Origin of the sequence: Argonema antarcticum A004/B2, from assembly GCF_023333585.1 — a bacterium.
Classification (GTDB): domain Bacteria; phylum Cyanobacteriota; class Cyanobacteriia; order Cyanobacteriales; family Aerosakkonemataceae; genus Argonema; species Argonema antarcticum.
Genome location: NZ_JAIQZN010000006.1, coordinates 66809 through 84439, shown reverse-complemented (window position 1 = coordinate 84439; position 17631 = coordinate 66809). Strand labels below are relative to the sequence as shown.

General features: G+C 44.9%; 17 protein-coding genes and 1 pseudogene. 7 read left to right on the top strand and 11 right to left on the bottom strand.

What is annotated here, in order from left to right:
- The gene (locus LAY57_RS04195; RefSeq protein ID WP_249065046.1) at window positions 1-282 is read left to right on the top strand and encodes a GGDEF domain-containing protein; all 282 of its coding nucleotides are present in this window, start codon (window positions 1-3) and stop codon (window positions 280-282) included.
- A 236-nt stretch (window positions 283-518) separates the two neighbouring features.
- Here LAY57_RS04195 and LAY57_RS04190 read toward each other — a convergent pair whose 3' ends face one another.
- The 4 genes from LAY57_RS04190 to LAY57_RS04175 all read right to left on the bottom strand — a co-directional run bounded on the left by LAY57_RS04190 (window position 519) and on the right by LAY57_RS04175 (window position 3698).
- Complete coding sequence (locus tag LAY57_RS04190; RefSeq protein WP_249065045.1) at window positions 519-737, bottom strand: hypothetical protein; 219 nt, start codon at window positions 735-737, stop codon at window positions 519-521.
- A gap of 109 nt (window positions 738-846) precedes the next feature.
- Entirely contained in the window at window positions 847-1140 is a 294-nt protein-coding gene (locus LAY57_RS04185; RefSeq protein WP_249065044.1) for a hypothetical protein, read from the bottom strand.
- Window positions 1141-1236: 96 nt separating this feature from the next.
- A complete protein-coding gene (locus LAY57_RS04180; protein WP_249065043.1) occupies window positions 1237-2271 on the bottom strand; it encodes a chlorophyll a/b binding light-harvesting protein in 1035 nt (344 codons plus the stop codon).
- 359 nt (window positions 2272-2630) lie between these two features.
- Complete coding sequence (locus LAY57_RS04175) at window positions 2631-3698, bottom strand: multicopper oxidase domain-containing protein (RefSeq protein WP_476727007.1); 1068 nt, start codon at window positions 3696-3698, stop codon at window positions 2631-2633.
- A 117-nt stretch (window positions 3699-3815) separates the two neighbouring features.
- Between LAY57_RS04175 and LAY57_RS04170 the strand changes: the two genes are divergently transcribed.
- Complete coding sequence (locus tag LAY57_RS04170) at window positions 3816-6086, top strand: CHASE2 domain-containing protein (RefSeq protein ID WP_249065042.1); 2271 nt, start codon at window positions 3816-3818, stop codon at window positions 6084-6086.
- Between the two features lie 52 nt (window positions 6087-6138).
- Here LAY57_RS04170 and LAY57_RS04165 read toward each other — a convergent pair whose 3' ends face one another.
- Both LAY57_RS04165 and LAY57_RS04160 read right to left on the bottom strand, forming a co-directional pair.
- Window positions 6139-6606, bottom strand: coding sequence for a PIN domain-containing protein (locus LAY57_RS04165; RefSeq protein WP_249065041.1), 468 nt, complete (start codon window positions 6604-6606; stop codon window positions 6139-6141).
- On the bottom strand, window positions 6603-6869 hold the full coding sequence (locus tag LAY57_RS04160; protein ID WP_249065040.1) for a hypothetical protein: 267 nt from the start codon (window positions 6867-6869) through the stop codon (window positions 6603-6605). The genes LAY57_RS04165 and LAY57_RS04160 overlap by 4 nt, the downstream gene beginning before the upstream one ends.
- 361 nt (window positions 6870-7230) lie before the next feature.
- Here LAY57_RS04160 and LAY57_RS04155 point away from each other — a divergent pair, with 361 nt between their 5' ends.
- The gene (locus tag LAY57_RS04155) at window positions 7231-8007 is read left to right on the top strand and encodes a DUF928 domain-containing protein (protein ID WP_249065039.1); all 777 of its coding nucleotides are present in this window, start codon (window positions 7231-7233) and stop codon (window positions 8005-8007) included.
- A 148-nt stretch (window positions 8008-8155) separates the two neighbouring features.
- On the opposite strand, the gene LAY57_RS04150 is transcribed toward LAY57_RS04155, so the two are convergent.
- Genes LAY57_RS04150 through LAY57_RS04140 form a run of 3 tightly spaced genes read right to left on the bottom strand, consistent with a single transcriptional unit; the run spans window position 8156 to window position 9017 of the window.
- Window positions 8156-8464, bottom strand: coding sequence for a type II toxin-antitoxin system RelE/ParE family toxin (locus LAY57_RS04150; protein WP_249065038.1), 309 nt, complete (start codon window positions 8462-8464; stop codon window positions 8156-8158).
- Entirely contained in the window at window positions 8461-8727 is a 267-nt protein-coding gene (locus LAY57_RS04145; protein ID WP_249065037.1) for a type II toxin-antitoxin system ParD family antitoxin, read from the bottom strand. The genes LAY57_RS04150 and LAY57_RS04145 overlap by 4 nt, the downstream gene beginning before the upstream one ends.
- A gap of 56 nt (window positions 8728-8783) precedes the next feature.
- Complete coding sequence (locus LAY57_RS04140) at window positions 8784-9017, bottom strand: hypothetical protein (protein WP_249065036.1); 234 nt, start codon at window positions 9015-9017, stop codon at window positions 8784-8786.
- 11 nt (window positions 9018-9028) lie between these two features.
- Between LAY57_RS04140 and LAY57_RS04135 the strand changes: the two genes are divergently transcribed.
- From LAY57_RS04135 to LAY57_RS04120, 4 genes are all read left to right on the top strand, one after another.
- The gene (locus LAY57_RS04135) at window positions 9029-9373 is read left to right on the top strand and encodes a hypothetical protein (protein WP_249065035.1); all 345 of its coding nucleotides are present in this window, start codon (window positions 9029-9031) and stop codon (window positions 9371-9373) included.
- A complete protein-coding gene (locus tag LAY57_RS04130; RefSeq protein WP_249065034.1) occupies window positions 9370-9567 on the top strand; it encodes a hypothetical protein in 198 nt (65 codons plus the stop codon). Before LAY57_RS04135 ends, LAY57_RS04130 begins: the two co-directional genes overlap by 4 nt.
- 265 nt (window positions 9568-9832) lie before the next feature.
- Complete coding sequence (locus LAY57_RS04125; RefSeq protein WP_249065033.1) at window positions 9833-13243, top strand: two-partner secretion domain-containing protein; 3411 nt, start codon at window positions 9833-9835, stop codon at window positions 13241-13243.
- A 253-nt stretch (window positions 13244-13496) separates the two neighbouring features.
- Entirely contained in the window at window positions 13497-16181 is a 2685-nt protein-coding gene (locus LAY57_RS04120; protein ID WP_249065032.1) for a CHAT domain-containing protein, read from the top strand.
- 181 nt (window positions 16182-16362) lie between these two features.
- Here LAY57_RS04120 and LAY57_RS04115 read toward each other — a convergent pair whose 3' ends face one another.
- Window positions 16363-16521: a YqaE/Pmp3 family membrane protein gene (locus LAY57_RS04115; protein ID WP_249065031.1), complete on the bottom strand. Its 159-nt coding sequence runs from the start codon at window positions 16519-16521 to the stop codon at window positions 16363-16365.
- A gap of 252 nt (window positions 16522-16773) precedes the next feature.
- A pseudogene (locus LAY57_RS04110) lies at window positions 16774-17631 on the bottom strand (DUF4912 domain-containing protein); the annotation flags it as partial.

Below are 17631 nucleotides of genomic sequence, written 5' to 3'. Positions count from 1 at the left end.
ATGCCAGCTGCGTATCGGGACGTACCAGTGCAGCTGGCAATTTGTATCGGCATTGTTCTAACTGTGGCGGCTAGCTTGATGGTGCGGAACTGGGAACAGTGGAACATTGCTAACGATCCGATTGTGGTTTCTGACGAGTTGGTGCTATCAATTACAGTTAGTATTGGGGGAGCGCTCGCCACCCAAACCAACAAACTCGACGGTGAAACTTTACTCGCTCAAGCTGACGCCAACTTGTACAAAGCTAAACAAGATGGTCGCAACTGTTTGCGGATGTCGTAAAATTTCACTAAATCGCCCACTAGCCTCTCATACTGGGGCTACACAAACAAAGCTTGCCGACCCAGGCTATATATAAATGGCACTAAGTTTAGTGCGGACACAGGAGGCTCAGCCTCGCCTACAGCGCCTTTGGGATCGGTGAGGTACATAGAAACCGGGTTTCTGGCGTGTACTTCATAAGGGCTGCAAGCCGCTGTAAAAGTGCGTGCTGCGGACAAGAGTTTGTGTAGCCGCGATTAGAAATCGCCAGGTATTTTTTCCAAAGTCGGATGCAGCCGCTGCTTCATTGGTATTCTTTGGATAGTAAGGGAATAATTAGGAATTTTCCGCTCAACCATTAAACTCAAATTAGACAAATCCGTTACTTCCAGACGACAATGGGGGCAAAACCAATAAACGCCACTACGATTAACGTGGCGTAGCATCTTGGCAGAACAACAAGGACAAGTATTCATGGTATTTTTTTGAACTCTTCGTGTATGTAGCACCATGCGAGGATAACTGATTAATTTAAAACAATCAGACGCCGCCGATCCCTAGCTATAATTCCTGAATTTTGAAAGTTTATGCTTTAAACTTACGTATTACATCAGATCCTGCGTATTTCTGACAAGCATTACAAGCTGAAGTTTTCGGTTCAAAGTCACGACAGCCGATCGCTTCTTCCGAACAAGCAATCGATGGTCGCACCGTACACTTGAGACGGTAGTCATTAGTGAAAAAATCACAACCCGCGCAGGGAATTTGATGCAGACGTTTCACATAAGCTACTCCTTTATTGAGCGTAACAAATACACTCACAAAAAATAAGACCGGCAACATCCAAGCACAGAAAGAACAAAAAATCACAGTCAGCATTTGCATACCTTCAAGCTAATTAAATCCCGATATCAATTTTGGATGCGAAGATTAGGAGTAGGGTGGAGATTGCCCACCCTACATAATTCTGAGGTTTTACACCTCGGTTACAGCAGTATCCAATGCCTTTTCAACTTCCTTAAAGTTAAAACCGATCGCTCGCAGTGCGTGCCACAGATGACCTTGTAGGAAGAAGAATGACAAGAAGAAATGGGCATTTGCCAACCAAGAACGAGGCGTGTGAGCGCCGTTCGCCAACTGTATGGTGTCAGCAAAATATGGGGTGATACCCAGTTTTACTTCCAGCACTGGCCCGTAGAATTCCACGGGATAGGCTAAGGTGTTGACGGCGCAGAAGTAAGTCGCAACAAATCCTGCTAAAGCAATACCGCCAAGAGAGTAAGAAAGAATAGCTTCGCCGGAGAAGATCAAAAGCTTCTTCGCCCAGGGAAGCGGCGGTATGATGATATGCCAAATACCGCCTGCAATTAGAAGTAAGCCAACATAGATATGACCGCCGACTAAATCTTCTAAGTTGTTCACACTCGCAAAGTGTGTTTGATAGCCGTAAATTACAAACGGGTTAAGAGTTGGGTCGGTAATTACGCGAACGTCTTGAATTGTGCTGTCGTATAGTCCGCCAAAGTACATGGCTTTAGCTGCTAGCAGCATAGCGCCCACTCCCAGGAAAATCAGGTGATGTCCCAAGATGAAGCCCAGCTTCTTGGAGTCGCTCCACTCGAAGTGAAATTTGCGAGCGCGACCGGACTCTTTTTTCAAGTCGGCTGCGCCTTTAAAGTTATGGAAAAGCGCGCCCGCACCCAGAACAGTGGATGAAATTAGGTGCAAGACTCCAATAACGAAATAGGGATAGGTGTCAACTATTTGACCGCCTTTTGCCACACCAAAGCCCAAAGTGGCTAAATGGGGGAGCAAAATCAGCCCCTGTTCGTACATGGGCAGATCGGGCGAATACTGAGAAAGTTCAAACAGGGTAAAGGCTCCAGCCCAAAAAACGATCAGCGCCGCCTGCGCTACGTGGGCGGCTATGAATGTGCCGGAAAGGTTTGCGAGGCGGGCGTTTCCAGCCCACCAGTCGTATTTCACATTGGGATTGTCATAGGTTTGCATGAGGTATCCTCTACTTTGAGTTATTGCAATAAGTCCACTTGTCCGCCCCCGGTGTCGGGCGACATCACTACGGTTGTCATGGCAGCTTTTATTGCAAAAATTAGTCAATAAGCTTCTGTACAAAGTAAAGCATCACTAGCAAGTTTTTTGCAAATAATTTCTATTAAATTTTGTAAATTAACTCTGAAACCCTTGTATAACGGCAAATTATTTAAAATATGTACTTTTATTAAGTAAATTTAATGAGATAAATTATCAAATATATTTAAAATCACTTGCAGTAAGGCTATAGTGCTTTACTGAACACCCAGAAACCGGGTTTCTAAGGGCGCGGCAGTTTTACGTTTAATTATGGCTACCTAGTTAATCACTTCAAACTGGCCCATGCAACCTGCTTCGGCGATCGCATCTTGATGGGGATGAAACATATATTTCCCCGGATAACGGAAGACAAACTCTAGAATGTGACGTTCAGCTACGCCCATCGTAATTACATCCGCCTTCTCGCTAGGCGTTAAGGTCATCCCCGTGCGAAAAACATCAAAAAAGTTGGCGTGCAGATGAAAGGTTACAGCAGCTTCCAACTCAATCATGTTGAGGACGTACAGCCGGATTAGTTGGTCTTTGTAAATGGGGATGGGATGGTGCATATAGTAATGCGGCAACCCATTAAAGGCATAGAGTTCGTTGCGTTTGTCGTCATTTATGTCATAGCCAGCCATGATCAGCACCATCTCATCAGCTGGGGGACGCCCACCCGGTGGATCGATGATGAACATCCCGTACAGCCCTTTGCCAATATGACGAGTGACGGGCTCAACGTGGCAGTGGTAAAGGTGGACGCCATAAGGTTCGGCGTCAAACTCATAAATTGTGGCGCTACCATTTGCGATCGGTTTTACGCCATCCATCTCCGAACGGTGGACGCCATGAAAATGCAGGGAGTGGGAATGTCCGCCTTTGTTGTGGAAAAGGACTCGGATGCGATCGCCCTCACGCGCCCGCAGCGTTGGCCCAGGTACGCGATCGTTCACATTCCAGGTATTGAAGGTGACAGCACTATTGAGCTGAAGCGTGGAAGTACTGGCAACCATCCGAAATTCCCGGATGGTACGCCCGTTTTCCCGCTTGACGGTGCCGTAGTCAAAATCGCGCAGCATCGCCATTGGGTTAATACCATTGCCAAAGTTTGGTGTATCGCTGGGTATTGGCGGCACCTTTACCTGTGATGTTCGTTTTGATATCAGAGTTTGGAGTGCTATTCCAGCACCGGCTATCCCAATACCGCCTGCCAATCCCAGCTGCAAAACTTGTCGTCGGCTCCAAGGTTTTCCTTTCTCTGGCACAAAGTGATGACCCATCTCATTCTCAGTAGTTCTCAGAACATTATTGCAAATAATTTCCAACTGAGGAAGAATCCTTACCATTTCTGTATTGCCAATGGCTTTGGTAATATGCCTCTAGGCTGCTCTCATACCTACTGTGTTAAACTTTACCAAAGCAGAGAAACTAGCTAAGAAGCAAGCCCGAAACAGGAATGAACTATGAAGGGTTTTAGCTATTTAGGCTATAAAAGTTTAGTTAGGCAATGGCGCGGCGTACTAATTACAGCTCCGAGTATAGCGGGACTATTAATTGTTCTACGTTTAGCCGGATTGTTACAGCTTTTGGAATTGGTAGCGCTCGATCGCTTTTTTCACTGGCGTCCGCCAGAACCTGCCGATCACCGGATTATTATTATAGGAATTTCTGAATCAGATCTCCAAAAAGTGGGAAAATGGCCTTTCCCTGATGCTGTTATTGCACAGTTACTTGAGAAAGTAAAACAGCAGCAGCCTAGAGCCATTGGCATCGATATTTATCGAGATTTACCAGTAGAACCAGGTCATAAAAATTTGGTAAAAGTCTTTCAGACAACGCCTAATTTGATTGGTGTCGAGAAAGTAAGTAGTAACAGCGATCGCGTTGGCATTAATCCACCACCAGAGTTGCAGAAACTCGGTCAAATTGCTGCTGCCGATATGGTGTTGGATGCTGATGGCAAAGTCCGTCGCGGTTTGTTGTATCTAGAATCTAAAAATGGCAAAGTTGTACCGAGTTTGGCGCTAAAGCTGGCTTTTATTTATCTGAAGGGTAAAGGTGTTGTCCCTCAAAAGGCAGCGGTAAACCCTAAATATATGCAATTAGGTCAAGCAGTGTTTGTGCCGTTGGGTGAGAATGATGGCGGTTATGTACGCACATACGCTCAAGGATATCAGATTTTAATGAATTTTAGGGACCCACGAAAAAGTTTCCGAATAGTCTCGTTGACAGATGTTTTGTCAAACCGAGTTAAGGCAGATTTATTTCGCGATCGCATTGTTTTAATCGGTTCAACCGCACCCAGTTTGCAAGATTTCTTCCAAACTCCCTACGATCACGGTTTGATCGCCTCTCCCAGCCGCACTTCTGGAGTAGAAATTCACGCGAATTTAACCAGCCAATTTATCAGTGCGGCACTTAATGAGCGACCTTTGATTAAAGTTTGGTCTGATCCCTTCGAGTGGTTGTGGATTTTATTTTGGTCTGGCGTTGGTGCCACTCTCACTTGGCAATGGCGATATGCAGATAAAGTTAGGAAGTTATCTTTAAAAAAAGTAGGTATTTTAATTTTAGCAGCGACTGTATTGGTGGGCAGCAGTTATGTAGCTTTTTTGTGGAGTTGGTGGATACCTGTTGTACCCCCTTTCTTGGCGTTCGCAGGATCGGCTGTAGTTATTATAGGTTATGTTGCCCACACGGCGGGAGTAATTCGCCAGATTTTTGGGCGTTATTTGAGCGATGCAATTGTGCCAACTTTGCTGGAAAGTCCTTCTGGATTGAAAATGGGAGGCGAACGGCGTAAAATCACTGTGTTAGTTTCGGATTTGAGAGGATTCACAGCTTTATCGGAACGACTTTCGCCGGAAGAAGGGGTTAAAGTCCTCAATATTTATTTGGAATCCATGACGGAGATAATTACATCGTACCGGGGAAGTATTAATGATTTCATTGGCGATGGTATTATGGTTATTTTTGGTATCCCTACATCCCAAGAAGATGATGCGAAAAGGGCTGTTGCTTGTGCCGTAGCGATGCAATTGGCAATGCCTGCTGTGAACGAAAAGATCAGCGATGTGGTTAGTTTGCAGCACCTGGAAATGGGTATTGGCATTAATACGGGTATTTCTTTGTTAGGGAATATCGGTTCTGAAAAACGCACTAAGTACACTGCTATTGGCTCCGAAGTTAATTTGGCTTTTCGCATCGAAACTTATACAAAAGATGGGGAAGTTTTTATTTCACAATCTACTTTAAATGAGGTGAACTCAATTGTAAGCGTTGATTCGCAAAGGGAAGTAAAACCAAAAGGAATCAGACACCCTATTACTATATATGAAGTTAGTGGGCTAGGCGGAGAATATAATCTGTTTCTGCCTAAACAAGAACAAGTTTTCTTTCTCGTTCCTGAAGAAATCCCTTTGCAATACTCGGTTTTGGATGGCAAGCACATTAACGATACTCTGTACAAGGGAAGTTTAATTAAACTTTCCGCTAAGCAAGCTTTAGTTAGGGCTGAGTCGGTGGAAGCTGCGGAAGCGGTGTTAGGTATAAACAATATCAAGCTTAATTTTTTAACACCGCATAATCCAGGAGAAGTCAGCGAAGATATCTATGCAAAAGTTTTGGAAAAACCTGCGGATAGTGGCAATTTTTACATCGGTTTTACTTCGCTGCCGCCGGATGTAAAAGTAAAGCTTGATACTCTTTACAAATCGATTTCAGCGAGTGGCTAACTTTTCGCTTCTTAATTTTTACGATCGGATTAACTCAGTATAACGTAACAAATTAATATCGAATATTTCGCCAATTTTCAGCTTGAGTAAATATTTGTAAATGTTTCAAATTCGTCGTGGCTACAACAATATATCTGCCTGGAAACTCCCGCATTAAAAGTCTCCACTGTGCAGATATAATCATATCAACATCAATATTTTTATCCTCTGATGTGGGTTGACTCTGATAACGTGCTTCTGCCCAAAATTCTGCGGCTTCTTGGATGATATTTGTAGTAACTGGCAAAAAGTCAATTACTTTTCTGAGGGCATTGAGTTTGCTAATTCCAGAACTTTCACGCCCCATTTTTCTAGCCAGAATTAATCCCCGCCTGACTTCATAATTACAGATTTCAGAAGTGGTAACATAAGCTCCTCTTGCCAGTAATTGTTCCAACCAACTCTGACAATCATAAACTTCCTGAGAAAAATTAGGATTACACAGCGTACCTAAAACTCCCGTATCTAACAAAACAATCATAAAGAGCTATATAATTTGCGTTCAGGGGTGCGATTATCGTCGATAATATTTTTAAAGACTTCAAATGCCGCTTGCTGTTTCTCTAACTCCTCCGCTTCCAGCTTTTCTAAGTGCCAATCCCTGAGTAACCGAATCGCTGCTTGATTTTTCTCAATTTGTTCGGCTTCCGTTTTCCCCCAATGTTTTAGATATTGAGATAAACCATTAGGAGTAGAGTTAAATTCTATTAATGATTCTTCGGCTTGATTATGATTAGTTGCCATACAAATTGCTTGCCTCCATAAAGCTGTTACGATACCTAACACCTAATGTATCTTAGCATAAATTTTCGCCCATTTCTAACTAAAGAGTGTAAAATGGTAAAAATATTATAGCAAGGGACTAGGGGCTAGGGACTGGGGGAAGAAGGGTTTAGAATCCGCCAACGTTTCAGGAATTCAGAATGCCCTAACCGCCTTGGCGGTTGCTTTATATAAAATTACGTAACAATACGTAATTTACGATGAAAGCTTTTTCTTAAGTAGAGTGTTTACCAGGGGTAAGCTCCAAGTTTATATTGAATATTATCTTGACGATCTTACTTTGCCAAGGTTAGAATAACGCCAAGATAAGCAATTTGTTAAAATGATTCTACCCAAGCAAAGTTCGCTGTTGCATCTAGCGATATCTTCGATAATTTTGATTCCAAATTTGGCTGACAATGCTCACCTAGCAACAGCAGCGATGCGCCGAGAAATTGGTGTGGTTGCAGAATATGAACCTCCAAAAGGCATAGGGGCACCTCCTACGGTTCCAGGGGGATCGAGAAGTGGAAAAAAATGCGACCAAGATGCTAATGTTTCTCAGCCCGGTTTAACTCCCATAATCCCAGATGCGAGTTTAGCAAATGGCTTGGGATTGACGGTATCAGAAAATCCTCAATTTTTTGTATATGTGCCGCAAACTTTGGCAGGTAGTGTGGAGTTTGTTTTAAAAGACGAAGAGGAGAAGGATCTTTACAGAGCTAATTTACCGATAAATGGCAAGGCTGGAATTGTGGGCTTGAGTTTACCGACTAACACTGTTAAACTAGAGGTGGGCAAAAATTATCATTGGTATTTTTCAATAATTTGCAATCCTAGAAATCGCCGAAAAGATCTTACTGTAGACGGATGGAGTCGGCGAGTTGAAATGCCTGCTAACTTGGTGGATAAGTTAAAGAGTAGTTCAGAGCGCGATCGGGCCAATCTCTACGCCCAAAATGGCATCTGGCATGAGGCAGTGTCAACCTTAGCTGAGGAACGCCGCAAAGCTCCTAACGATTCAGAATTAGCAGCTGAGTGGAAAAAGTTATTAGAATCAGCGAAAGTTAAGGAAATTGGCGATGTTCCGTTTACTGTGACTCAGTTAGAAGGCGAATAATTAGTGGGTAGGGACGAAGCATTCTCCTTGAACCCTTGAACCCCTCCCCGCCACAGGGAGGGGAGTATTTCTTTACCCTCCCTCTCCGAGGTCGGAGAGAGGAGGCACAGAGAGGGGAGTATTTTTTTATTTTGTAAGTTGATTTGACTCATCCTTCGTTGTCTTGTAAGAAAATTGCTTCAATATCTCGATAACCACTGATAATTCGTTCAATGGCAATACCATTCTTTGTAGGACGATAAAAGATAATGTAATTTCCCACAATAAAGCCTCGTAAATTAGGCATCAACGTTTCGTAACTTCGACCCATACCGGGGAAATCAGCTAGTGATTGAAAACGCTCTGCGATCTCCCTAACAAATGTTTCAGCATTATCTAAACTGTCGCGGACGATGTAGTTTTTAATATCCTTAAGGTCAAGCTTTGCTTGTTTACTAAGGGTGTAACGCTTGGTCATTGATTACCTTGCCGAGCTTGAACAATTTCATCTAGTAATTCTTGGATAACCTCTTCGCCATCGAATACTTCTCCCTTATCGGTTTGTTCGATACCAATAGCAATTTCCTGTCGTAAGGTTTCCAAACGCATTTGTTGCTGGCGATCGCGTTCTTCTAACAATTGTAGTGCTTCATACACCACGTCACTAACAGACAGATATCTGCCACTTTTGACCTTTTCGCAAACAAGTTGCTCTAATTCTGGGGTTAAAGATATGTTCATAAGTCAATTTTTACCTGTTTTACCTGAATTACCTAACGCGATCGCTTAAGTCATGCCTACATTTGATCGAGTCCGGCTCTGGTTTGGGCGGTGAAACGACCAAAACCAGAGCCAAATGGAGCTGGACGCTCTTTTATTACCCGATCGATCGCTGATGGTAATTGTAGCTCCTTTGCCGATCGCACCTGCTTGGGTAACAAAATGTTACATCTGGGTGAATGTTTAACTCGAATGAGATATAATATTTGCCATCGTTCGTGTTCATCGCAAGAGCGATCGCTGGTACGCAAGAAATTTTAGTATGGCAAGATTACCTTCAGAAACAAGAGAAACAATTAGGAACCAGCTAGAACAACTAATGGAAATTGTAGAAGATGCCAGCGAAGCAGAATTTATTTTGTTTGAACGATTTGGCGAAATAGACAGCACAATTGAAAATTTGACCGATCTTAAAACAGTTGGCGAAGAAGCAGCAGCTAGATATTTTCGACTTTCCAACATCCGACTTCGCATCGGGCAAGCTCAGCCCGCCGCTTCTGCTGATATGCTAAGATTATTGGAGCGAGCTATAACCGAGACTGAGTTGAGAATTCCAGCTTGGAAGCGCAGCATACAAGAAATAAAGATGGAGTGGAACTTGCCATGACCGAACAACCGCGTATTCCTGATGAAAAAACGAGAAAACGCCTCTCAAATAACCTACGCAAAAGTATCTTCCAATTGCAAGAATTTGGCTTGCAATTGGAGGAGATTGAGGCTGGATTAGAAAAACATATTCGCGAACAAAAGAGGAATAGGCTAGAAAAAGTGCGTCAAAAGATGGAAGAGAGTTCTAATTAAGAAGTATTTGTAATGATACGGTAAAGCGATCGCATAGACGTAACCTTCCCATATAGTAAGCTGCTACGCATTTAATTTGTATGTTTAGCGGGAGTGGGAGAGTGGGGGAGTGGGGGAGTGGGAGAGGAATTGAAGGTTTGATTGCCGGATTAGAAATATCCGAATTAGATGCGTGTTAGCTTAATTGCGATCGCGCTCATTAGTTTTAGGTCAATATTACAAGCGATCGCGCCTACTTGGGTAACATTTTGTTGCGCCTGGGTAAATGTTTAATGAATCGAGATATAATCCTGAAATCGTTCATGGTTCATTTATGCAAGAGCGATCGCCCTACGCACAAGTATCTCTGCAAGCCTGTCCTAAAGTTAGCGTCAAGTTTTGGTTGGCAAGTGGTTTGGCGCTGTTTTATTTGGGATGGGGAGGGGAAGTGCGATCGCAAATTGCCCCAGACGGCACTTTATCTACCAACGTTACAACCCCAGATAATCTTAACTTTACGATAAATGACGGCAACCGAGCCGGAAATAATCTGTTCCATAGCTTTCGCGAGTTTTCTGTTCCCACTGGCGGTGAGGCATTTTTTAATAACGCTGTCGATATTCAGAATATATTTAGTCGGGTGACGGGTATATCGATATCCAATATAGATGGATTGATAAGAGCAAACGGCGCGGCTAACTTATTTTTGATTAATCCGAATGGGATTATTTTCGGGCCAAATGCGAGATTGAATATTGGTGGTTCGTTTTTGGGGAGTACGGCGAATAGTATCAAATTTGGGGATGGGATAGAGTTTAGTGCTACTAATCCTCAAATTTCACCCCTGTTAAGTATTAATGTTCCTATGGGATTGCAATATGGAAACAATCCTGGAGAGATTCGCGTACAGGGGAAAGGTCAAGAATTGGGTGCTGATGGCGCGACAGAAAGTTTCGATACTTCCTTAAATCCCTTAGAAGTTACCCCCGGCAAAAATTTAACTATAGTTGGTGGCAATGTAATCGTTGATGGCGGGATTTTACAGGCTCCTGGCGGTCGATTGCAGTTGGGCGGATTAGCAGGAGAGGGAACAGTAGGAATCAATGCTGATGGTAGTTTGAGTTTCCCTGAAGGCGTGGCGCGTGGAGATGTTTCCATTATCAATAAAGCGGGAATTAACGTGCTAGCTGGTGGTGGCGGGAGTATTGCCATTACCGGGAGGAATATAGATATTTCGGGAGACAGTTTGCTGAGTGCTGGGATAGCAACTGGTTTGGGGTCGCGTGAGAGTATAGCAGGGGATATCGAGCTAAGTGCTACTGAAGGTATCGCAATTGATGAGAGCCTAATACAAAACAACGTCACTCCTGATGCAGTGGGAAATAGCGGCAACATCAGCAGCACTGCCAAATCCCTTCTCGTTACTAATGGCGCTCAACTAGATGCCAGCACCTATGGGCAAGGGAATGCGGGGAGCGTCACGATTACAGCCAGCGATACGGCTACCTTTGATGGTGAGCGCAAGGATGGAAACTTCGCCAGCTCCGCTGGAAGCTCGGTGCAACCAAATGCAGTAGGGGATGCGAGGGGGGTGAGCATCACTGCCAAATCCCTTCTCGTTACTAATGGCGCTCAACTAGATGCCAGCACCTTTGGGCAAGGGAATGCGGGGAGCGTCACGATTACAGCCACCGATACGGTTACCTTTGATGGTGAGAGCAAGGATGGAAGCTTCTCCAGCGGAGCCACAAGCACGGTGCAACGAGATGCAGTAGGGGATGCGGGGGGGGTGAGCATCACTGCCAAATCCCTTTTCGTTACTAATGGCGCTTACTTAGATGCCAGCACCTTTGGGCAAGGGAAAGGGGGGAGCGTCACGATTACAGCCAGCGATACGGTTACCTTTGATGGTGAGATCGAGGATGGAAGCTTCGTGAGCGGAGCCTACAGCACGGTGGCATCAAAAGCAGTAGGGGATGCGGGGGGGGTGAGCATCACTGCCAAATCCCTTTTTGTTACTAATGGCGCTCAAATAAGTGCCAACACCTTTGGGCGAGGGAAAGCGGGGAGCGTCACGATTGCAGCCAGCGATACGGTTACCTTTGATGGTGAGAGCAAGGATGGAAGCTCCTCCAGTGCAGCCGCAAGCGGGGTGCAACGAGATGCAGTAGGGGATGCGGGGGGGGTGAGCATCACTGCCAAATCCCTTTTTGTTACTAATGGCGCTCAAATAAGTGCCAGCACCTTTGGGCGAGGGAAAGCGGGTAGCGTCACGATTGCAGCCAGCGATACGGTTACCTTTGATGGTGAGAGCAAGGATGGAAGCTTCGTGAGCAGAGCCGGAAGCCTGGTGGCACCAAATGCAGTAGGGAATGCGGGGGGGGTGAGCATTACTGCCAAATCCGTTTTCGTTACTAATGGCGCTAGACTAGATACCAACACCATTGGGCAAGGGAATGCGGGGACCATCACGATTACAGCCAGCGATACGGTTACCTTTGATGGTGAGAGCAACAAGTATGAAATCCCCAGTGGAGCCGCTAGCGCGGTGATATCATATAATGGAGTAGGGAATGCAGTAGGGAATGCGGGGGGGGTGAGCATTACTGCCAAATCCGTTTTCGTTACTAATGGCGCTGGACTAGATGCCACCACCTCTGGGCAAGGGAATGCGGGGAGCATCACGATTACAGCCAGCGATACGGTTACCTTTGATGGTTTGAGCAAGGACGGAAAATTCTCCAGTATAGCCTTCAGCTCGGTGGGACTAGATGCAGTGGGGGATGCGGGGGGGGTGAGCATTACTGCCAAATCCCTTTTCGTTACTAATGGCGCTGCACTGAGTAGCAGCAGTTTTGGGAAAGGGGCAGCAGGTGACATAGTAGTTGATGCTACGGACATCCGTCTGGACAACCAAGCTTTAATAAGCTCCAATACTGTAGCGGGTGAAGGCGATATCAAACTGAATTCTAGTTCTCTAATCTTACGTCAAAACAGTCGCATCACCACCAACGCAACTGGAAGCAAAGATATCGGCGGCGGTAACATCATCCTCAACACAGGTGTATTAGCCGCTCTGGAAAACAGCGATATCACCGCCAACGCACAAGAAGGCAAAGGTGGCGAAATTACGATTAACGCTCAAGCTATCTTTGGTGCAATTCCGCGTACAGGACAAGAACTACAACTTCTCCTCAACACAGAAGATGTTAATGATGTAGATCCCACACTATTAGAAACTAGCGACATCACTGCCATTTCCCAACAGGGTGGGCCGCAATTTGAAGGCACTATCACCGTCAACACTCCCGATGTTGACCCCAGTTCTGGCTTACTAACTTTGCCTGATAATCTCGTTGATGCCACCAGGTTAGTCGCTTCTAGCTGTCGCCGCCAAAGAAGAGAACAAAACCAATTTATCGTCACGGGTAGAGGTGGTTTACCGCCTAATCCAATTGAAGGAATTAGCGATGAAGCCACTTGGATAGATTTAACAGTAGCCTCGCTTTCTAGCAAAGTCGCAGGGTCGCAGAATCCCACGAGAATAGGGGTGGAATCCACAGCCAACAATTCCCAAATTGTGGAGGCGCAAGGATGGACGATTAACTCTTCTGGACAAGTGGAACTCGTAGCACAAGCGCCAACCGCAACTCTTCACAGTCCCAGCTTTTCATCACCAGAATGCAATGAGCGTTAATCTGATATTTGGCACTAACCATTTCACCCGAAGGGGATTCAATTCCCAAGCGGGATTTGCTACCAGCAGAAATAGGAAATTTTTCGTGTTTTTTGGAATTATTATGCTAATGTGTACCATGAACATTATTGTAGGGCACGGCATCATCAATATGTTGGTTATACCAAGGTTTAATTATGCCGTGCCCCTACAGCATATTTGGCCTAAAAAAAACCCAATATAGAACTTTTATACCCGTTATTCCATCATTACCATGAGTAAGCACTATTCACTTTGCAATATATCCCAAGTTAAAAAGTGGTTAACCCGCATCGCACTTGCACTTTTGGCAGCATTTTTCAGCACCAACATTGCCACTGCGGTTCCCAAATCTACAATCACCGCTAATCTATCCCCTATTCCCATTTCCCAATCGCCAATCGCCAATCCCCAACAATTACTGCAACAAGGTAAAGAATTCTTCCAAGCCGAACAATTTTCCGAAGCGCTCACAGTTTGGCAACAAGCTGTTTTAGCATACCAAGTTTCTGGCGATAAACTAAATCAAGCTCGTGCCTATAATCTCCTCTCTGCGGCTTATCAACAACTGGGAAAATTGCCAGAAGCTCAAGAGGCTATAGCTTCTAGTTTATCACTATTACGATCGCCAGAAAATCGCGGCGATTCCACAAATAAATTATCAATTTTCGCACAAGCTTTGAATACCCAAGGTCATTTGCAATTAGCCTTGGGGAAACCGGAAGACGCTTTAACTACTTGGCAAGAAGCTGCTGCCATCTACTCCCAAATTAAACACCCAGAAGGGATAATTGGCAGCCAAATCAATCAAGCCCAAGCAATGCAATATTTGGGGCTTTATCGCCAAGCTAGGAAAAGTTTAGAACAGCTAGAAACTACTCTCCAAAATCAACCCGATTCTTCGATAAAAGCGACAGGATTGCACAGTTTAGGCAGTATCATGCGTGCGATCGGCGAATTGGAAAAATCCCGCCTATTGTTGCAGCAGAGTTTGAAGATAGCCCAAGAATTGCGATCGCCAGCAGCTATCAGCGCCGCCCAATTCAGTTTGGGAAATACTGCCCGCGCCTTAGCCAAAAGAGCAGCACAATCGGATGATACAGCAGCCAAAACTGAAATTCAAAATGCTGTCAATGCTTATCAAGAAGCTGCGAAATCATCCACATCACCAAAGATGCAGGTGCAAGCACAACTGAGTCTACTTAGTTTGTTAGTAGAAAACCAGCAATTCGCAGAAGCTGAAGAATTGCGATCGCAAATTCAATTCAACCAATTACCTCCCAGTCGCAGTGCAATCTACGCACAAGTTAATCTCGCACAAACTTTGATGAAAATGTCAGTCGTCAGTCGTCAGTCGTCAATTGTGAGTGGCGACGAAAAACGGACAACTGACATTGCCCAAATTTTAGCAAAAGCTGTACAACAAGCAAAAACTTTAAAAGATACACAAGCTGAATCATACGCTGTCGGAAGCTTAGGCAGACTTTACGAACTAAATAAACAATATAAAGAAGCGCAAAACCTCACCCAGCACGCCCTTATTTCCGCTCAATCAATCGACGCTTCAGATATCGCCTATTTATGGCAATGGCAGTTAGGAAGACTGGCGAAAAATCAGGGGAATAGGAAAGATGCGATCGCAGCTTATACCACAGCAGTAGAAACCCTCAAATCCCTGCGTAGCGACTTAGTTGCCATCAATCCCGATAACCCAGATGTGCAGTTTTCTTTTCGCGAAAGTGTAGAGCCAGTTTATCGACAATTAGTCGATTTATTGCTTAGTACAGAAGTAGAACCCAGTCAAGAAAATTTGCTTCAAGCCCGTTTTATAATTGAGTCTCTCCAGTTAGCAGAATTAGACAACTTCTTTCAAGAAGCTTGTCTCGATGCCAAACCAGTGCAGATCGACCAAGTAGACTCCACCGCCGCTGTAATTTACCCAATTATATTACCAGATAAATTAGCAATAATTTTGGCATTGCCTCAATCTCCCTTGCGCTACTATGCTATAATTAAACCCGAACAAGAGATCGTAACTGTACTCGATCAACTGCAACAAGACATAGGCAGACTTACCGGCAATAATCAGCAAGTTTTGCGTCTTTCCCAACAATTATACGATTGGATTATCCGCGCCGCCGAAGCAGATATAAAAAACGCCAAAGTCCAAACCTTAGTATTTGTCCTTGATGGTTTGTTGCGGAATATTCCGATGGCAGCATTGCACGACGGACAACAATATTTAATAGAAAAATACAGCATCGCCCTCACCCCAGGATTGCAGTTACTCCCTCCGCAACCTTTAAAACGCGAACAATTAAGGACACTGGCAGTGGGTTTATCGGAAGCACGCCAAGGATTTTCTGCGCTTCCGAATGTAACGCGAGAGTTGGCAGAAATCAAAACTCAACCATCCACAAATCAAGAGTTGTTGAATCAAGAATTTACCAGCATAAACCTGCAAACAGCACTCAAATCATTTCCTTTTCCGGTAGTGCATATCGCCACTCACGGTCAATTTAGTTCGTTAGCTGAAAAAACTTTTATTCTGACTTGGGATAAGAAGATTAATGTCAAAGAGTTAGATAACTTATTGCGTAGGAGAGAACAAGACGAGTCGCGGCCAATTGAATTACTCGTTTTCAGTGCTTGCGAAACCGCAGCAGGAGACAATCGAGCCGCTTTGGGATTAGCTGGAGTAGCAATGAGAGCAGGCGCACGCAGCACCCTAGCAACTCTGTGGCAAGTCAGCGATGAATCTACAGCTACCTTAATGACTAAATTCTACAGTGAATTAGGCAAACCAGGAGTTACTAAATCCGAGGCACTTCGGCTAGCTCAGCAAACTCTTTTGCAAGACTCTCGCTACAGACTTCCCTTTTATTGGGCCCCCTACGTTTTGGTAGGTAATTGGCGATAATAGTGATTGGTGATTGGTGATTGATGATTGGTATTCTTAAGGTTCTAAGTAGGTAGGCGTAAATAAACTGAACACCCAGAAACCCGGTTTCGCAGGAGTTACCGGGTTTCTAAGGGCGCGGCAGTTTTATTTTTAATTAGGCCCACCTACTTATCTTCGGCTTCTTTGCGATCGAATTTGCTTATTTCTTCGCGATAATCCATATGGCGTGAACCAGTCCCGGAACATAGCCCAGAAGCGTTAACAGAATATTCAGCCAGAAATGTCCTCCCAAACCAACTTGCAAGAATACACCAAGCGGGGGTAGGAAAATCGCGATGATAATGCGAACGATATCCATAATAAATCTCCTTTTCCGGTTATCTCCAGACACAGTTCTATAATAGCGATCGCTGTCGCTGAAGAAATCTTAAGCACAATGCCAGATTTTTCGCCAAGGCCCGAATATGCGATATTAACGAAAGCGGCTTGTTACGAATCACTGCGAACTCCTGTCATCGCCATGATTTCGGCTTCAGAAACAGCAAACTTACAAAGAAGAAGAAGGCTGTAACTTTGCAAGCAGGGGAAAACCCCTGCCTAACAAAAGGTACTAAGCGGGGAGCCATTCTTGAACAGCTTCTTCCTTAGTGTTGGTCTGCCGCGATGGCGTCTCGCGGGTAAACTCCATGTGAATCGATCGCGTTTGCTCTCCATCAGCCGCCACCGCCAGGACTGGAAAGTCAATTACACCATCTTGGAATGAGATCTGGAAGCGGAAAGTACCATCTGGATTCAGCTTAATCGGACGACCGCCGATCGTCACCGTAGCATCCGGCTCAGTTGCACCGTAAACAATTAGCTCAGCATCAGCAACTAACCAGAACTGGCGAGGACGGATAGGAGGTATTGAAGCCGAGAACCCGACACCCGACATCCCCATCCCAGACTCAGTGGGAAGCGCCCACATTCCTACACCAGAGGGGATGATGTAAGAACTTAAAGCGTAGGAACTTGCCGCCTGTTCGTATGAACTTAGGGCGTATGAACTTAGGGCGTAGGAACTTACCGGCACTGCGTAAGAACTTAAAGCGTAGGAACTTGCCGCCTGTTCGTATGAACTTAGGGCATAGGAACTTAGGGCGTAGGAACTTACCGGCACTGCGTAAGAACTTAAAGCGTAGGAACTTGCCGCCTGTTCGTATGAACTTAGGGCATAGGAACTTAGGGCGTAGGAACTTACCGGCACTGCGTAAGAACTTAAAGCGTAGGAACTTGCCGCCTGTTCGTATGAACTTAGGGCATAGGAACTTAGGGCGTAGGAACTTACCGGCACTGCGTAAGAACTTAAAGCGTAGGAACTTGCCGCCTGTTCGTATGAACTTAGGGCGTAGGAACTGACACCGTAGGAACTCAGCGCTTGTTCGTAAGAACTTACCGCGTAGGAACTGACGCCGTAGGAACTGACAGC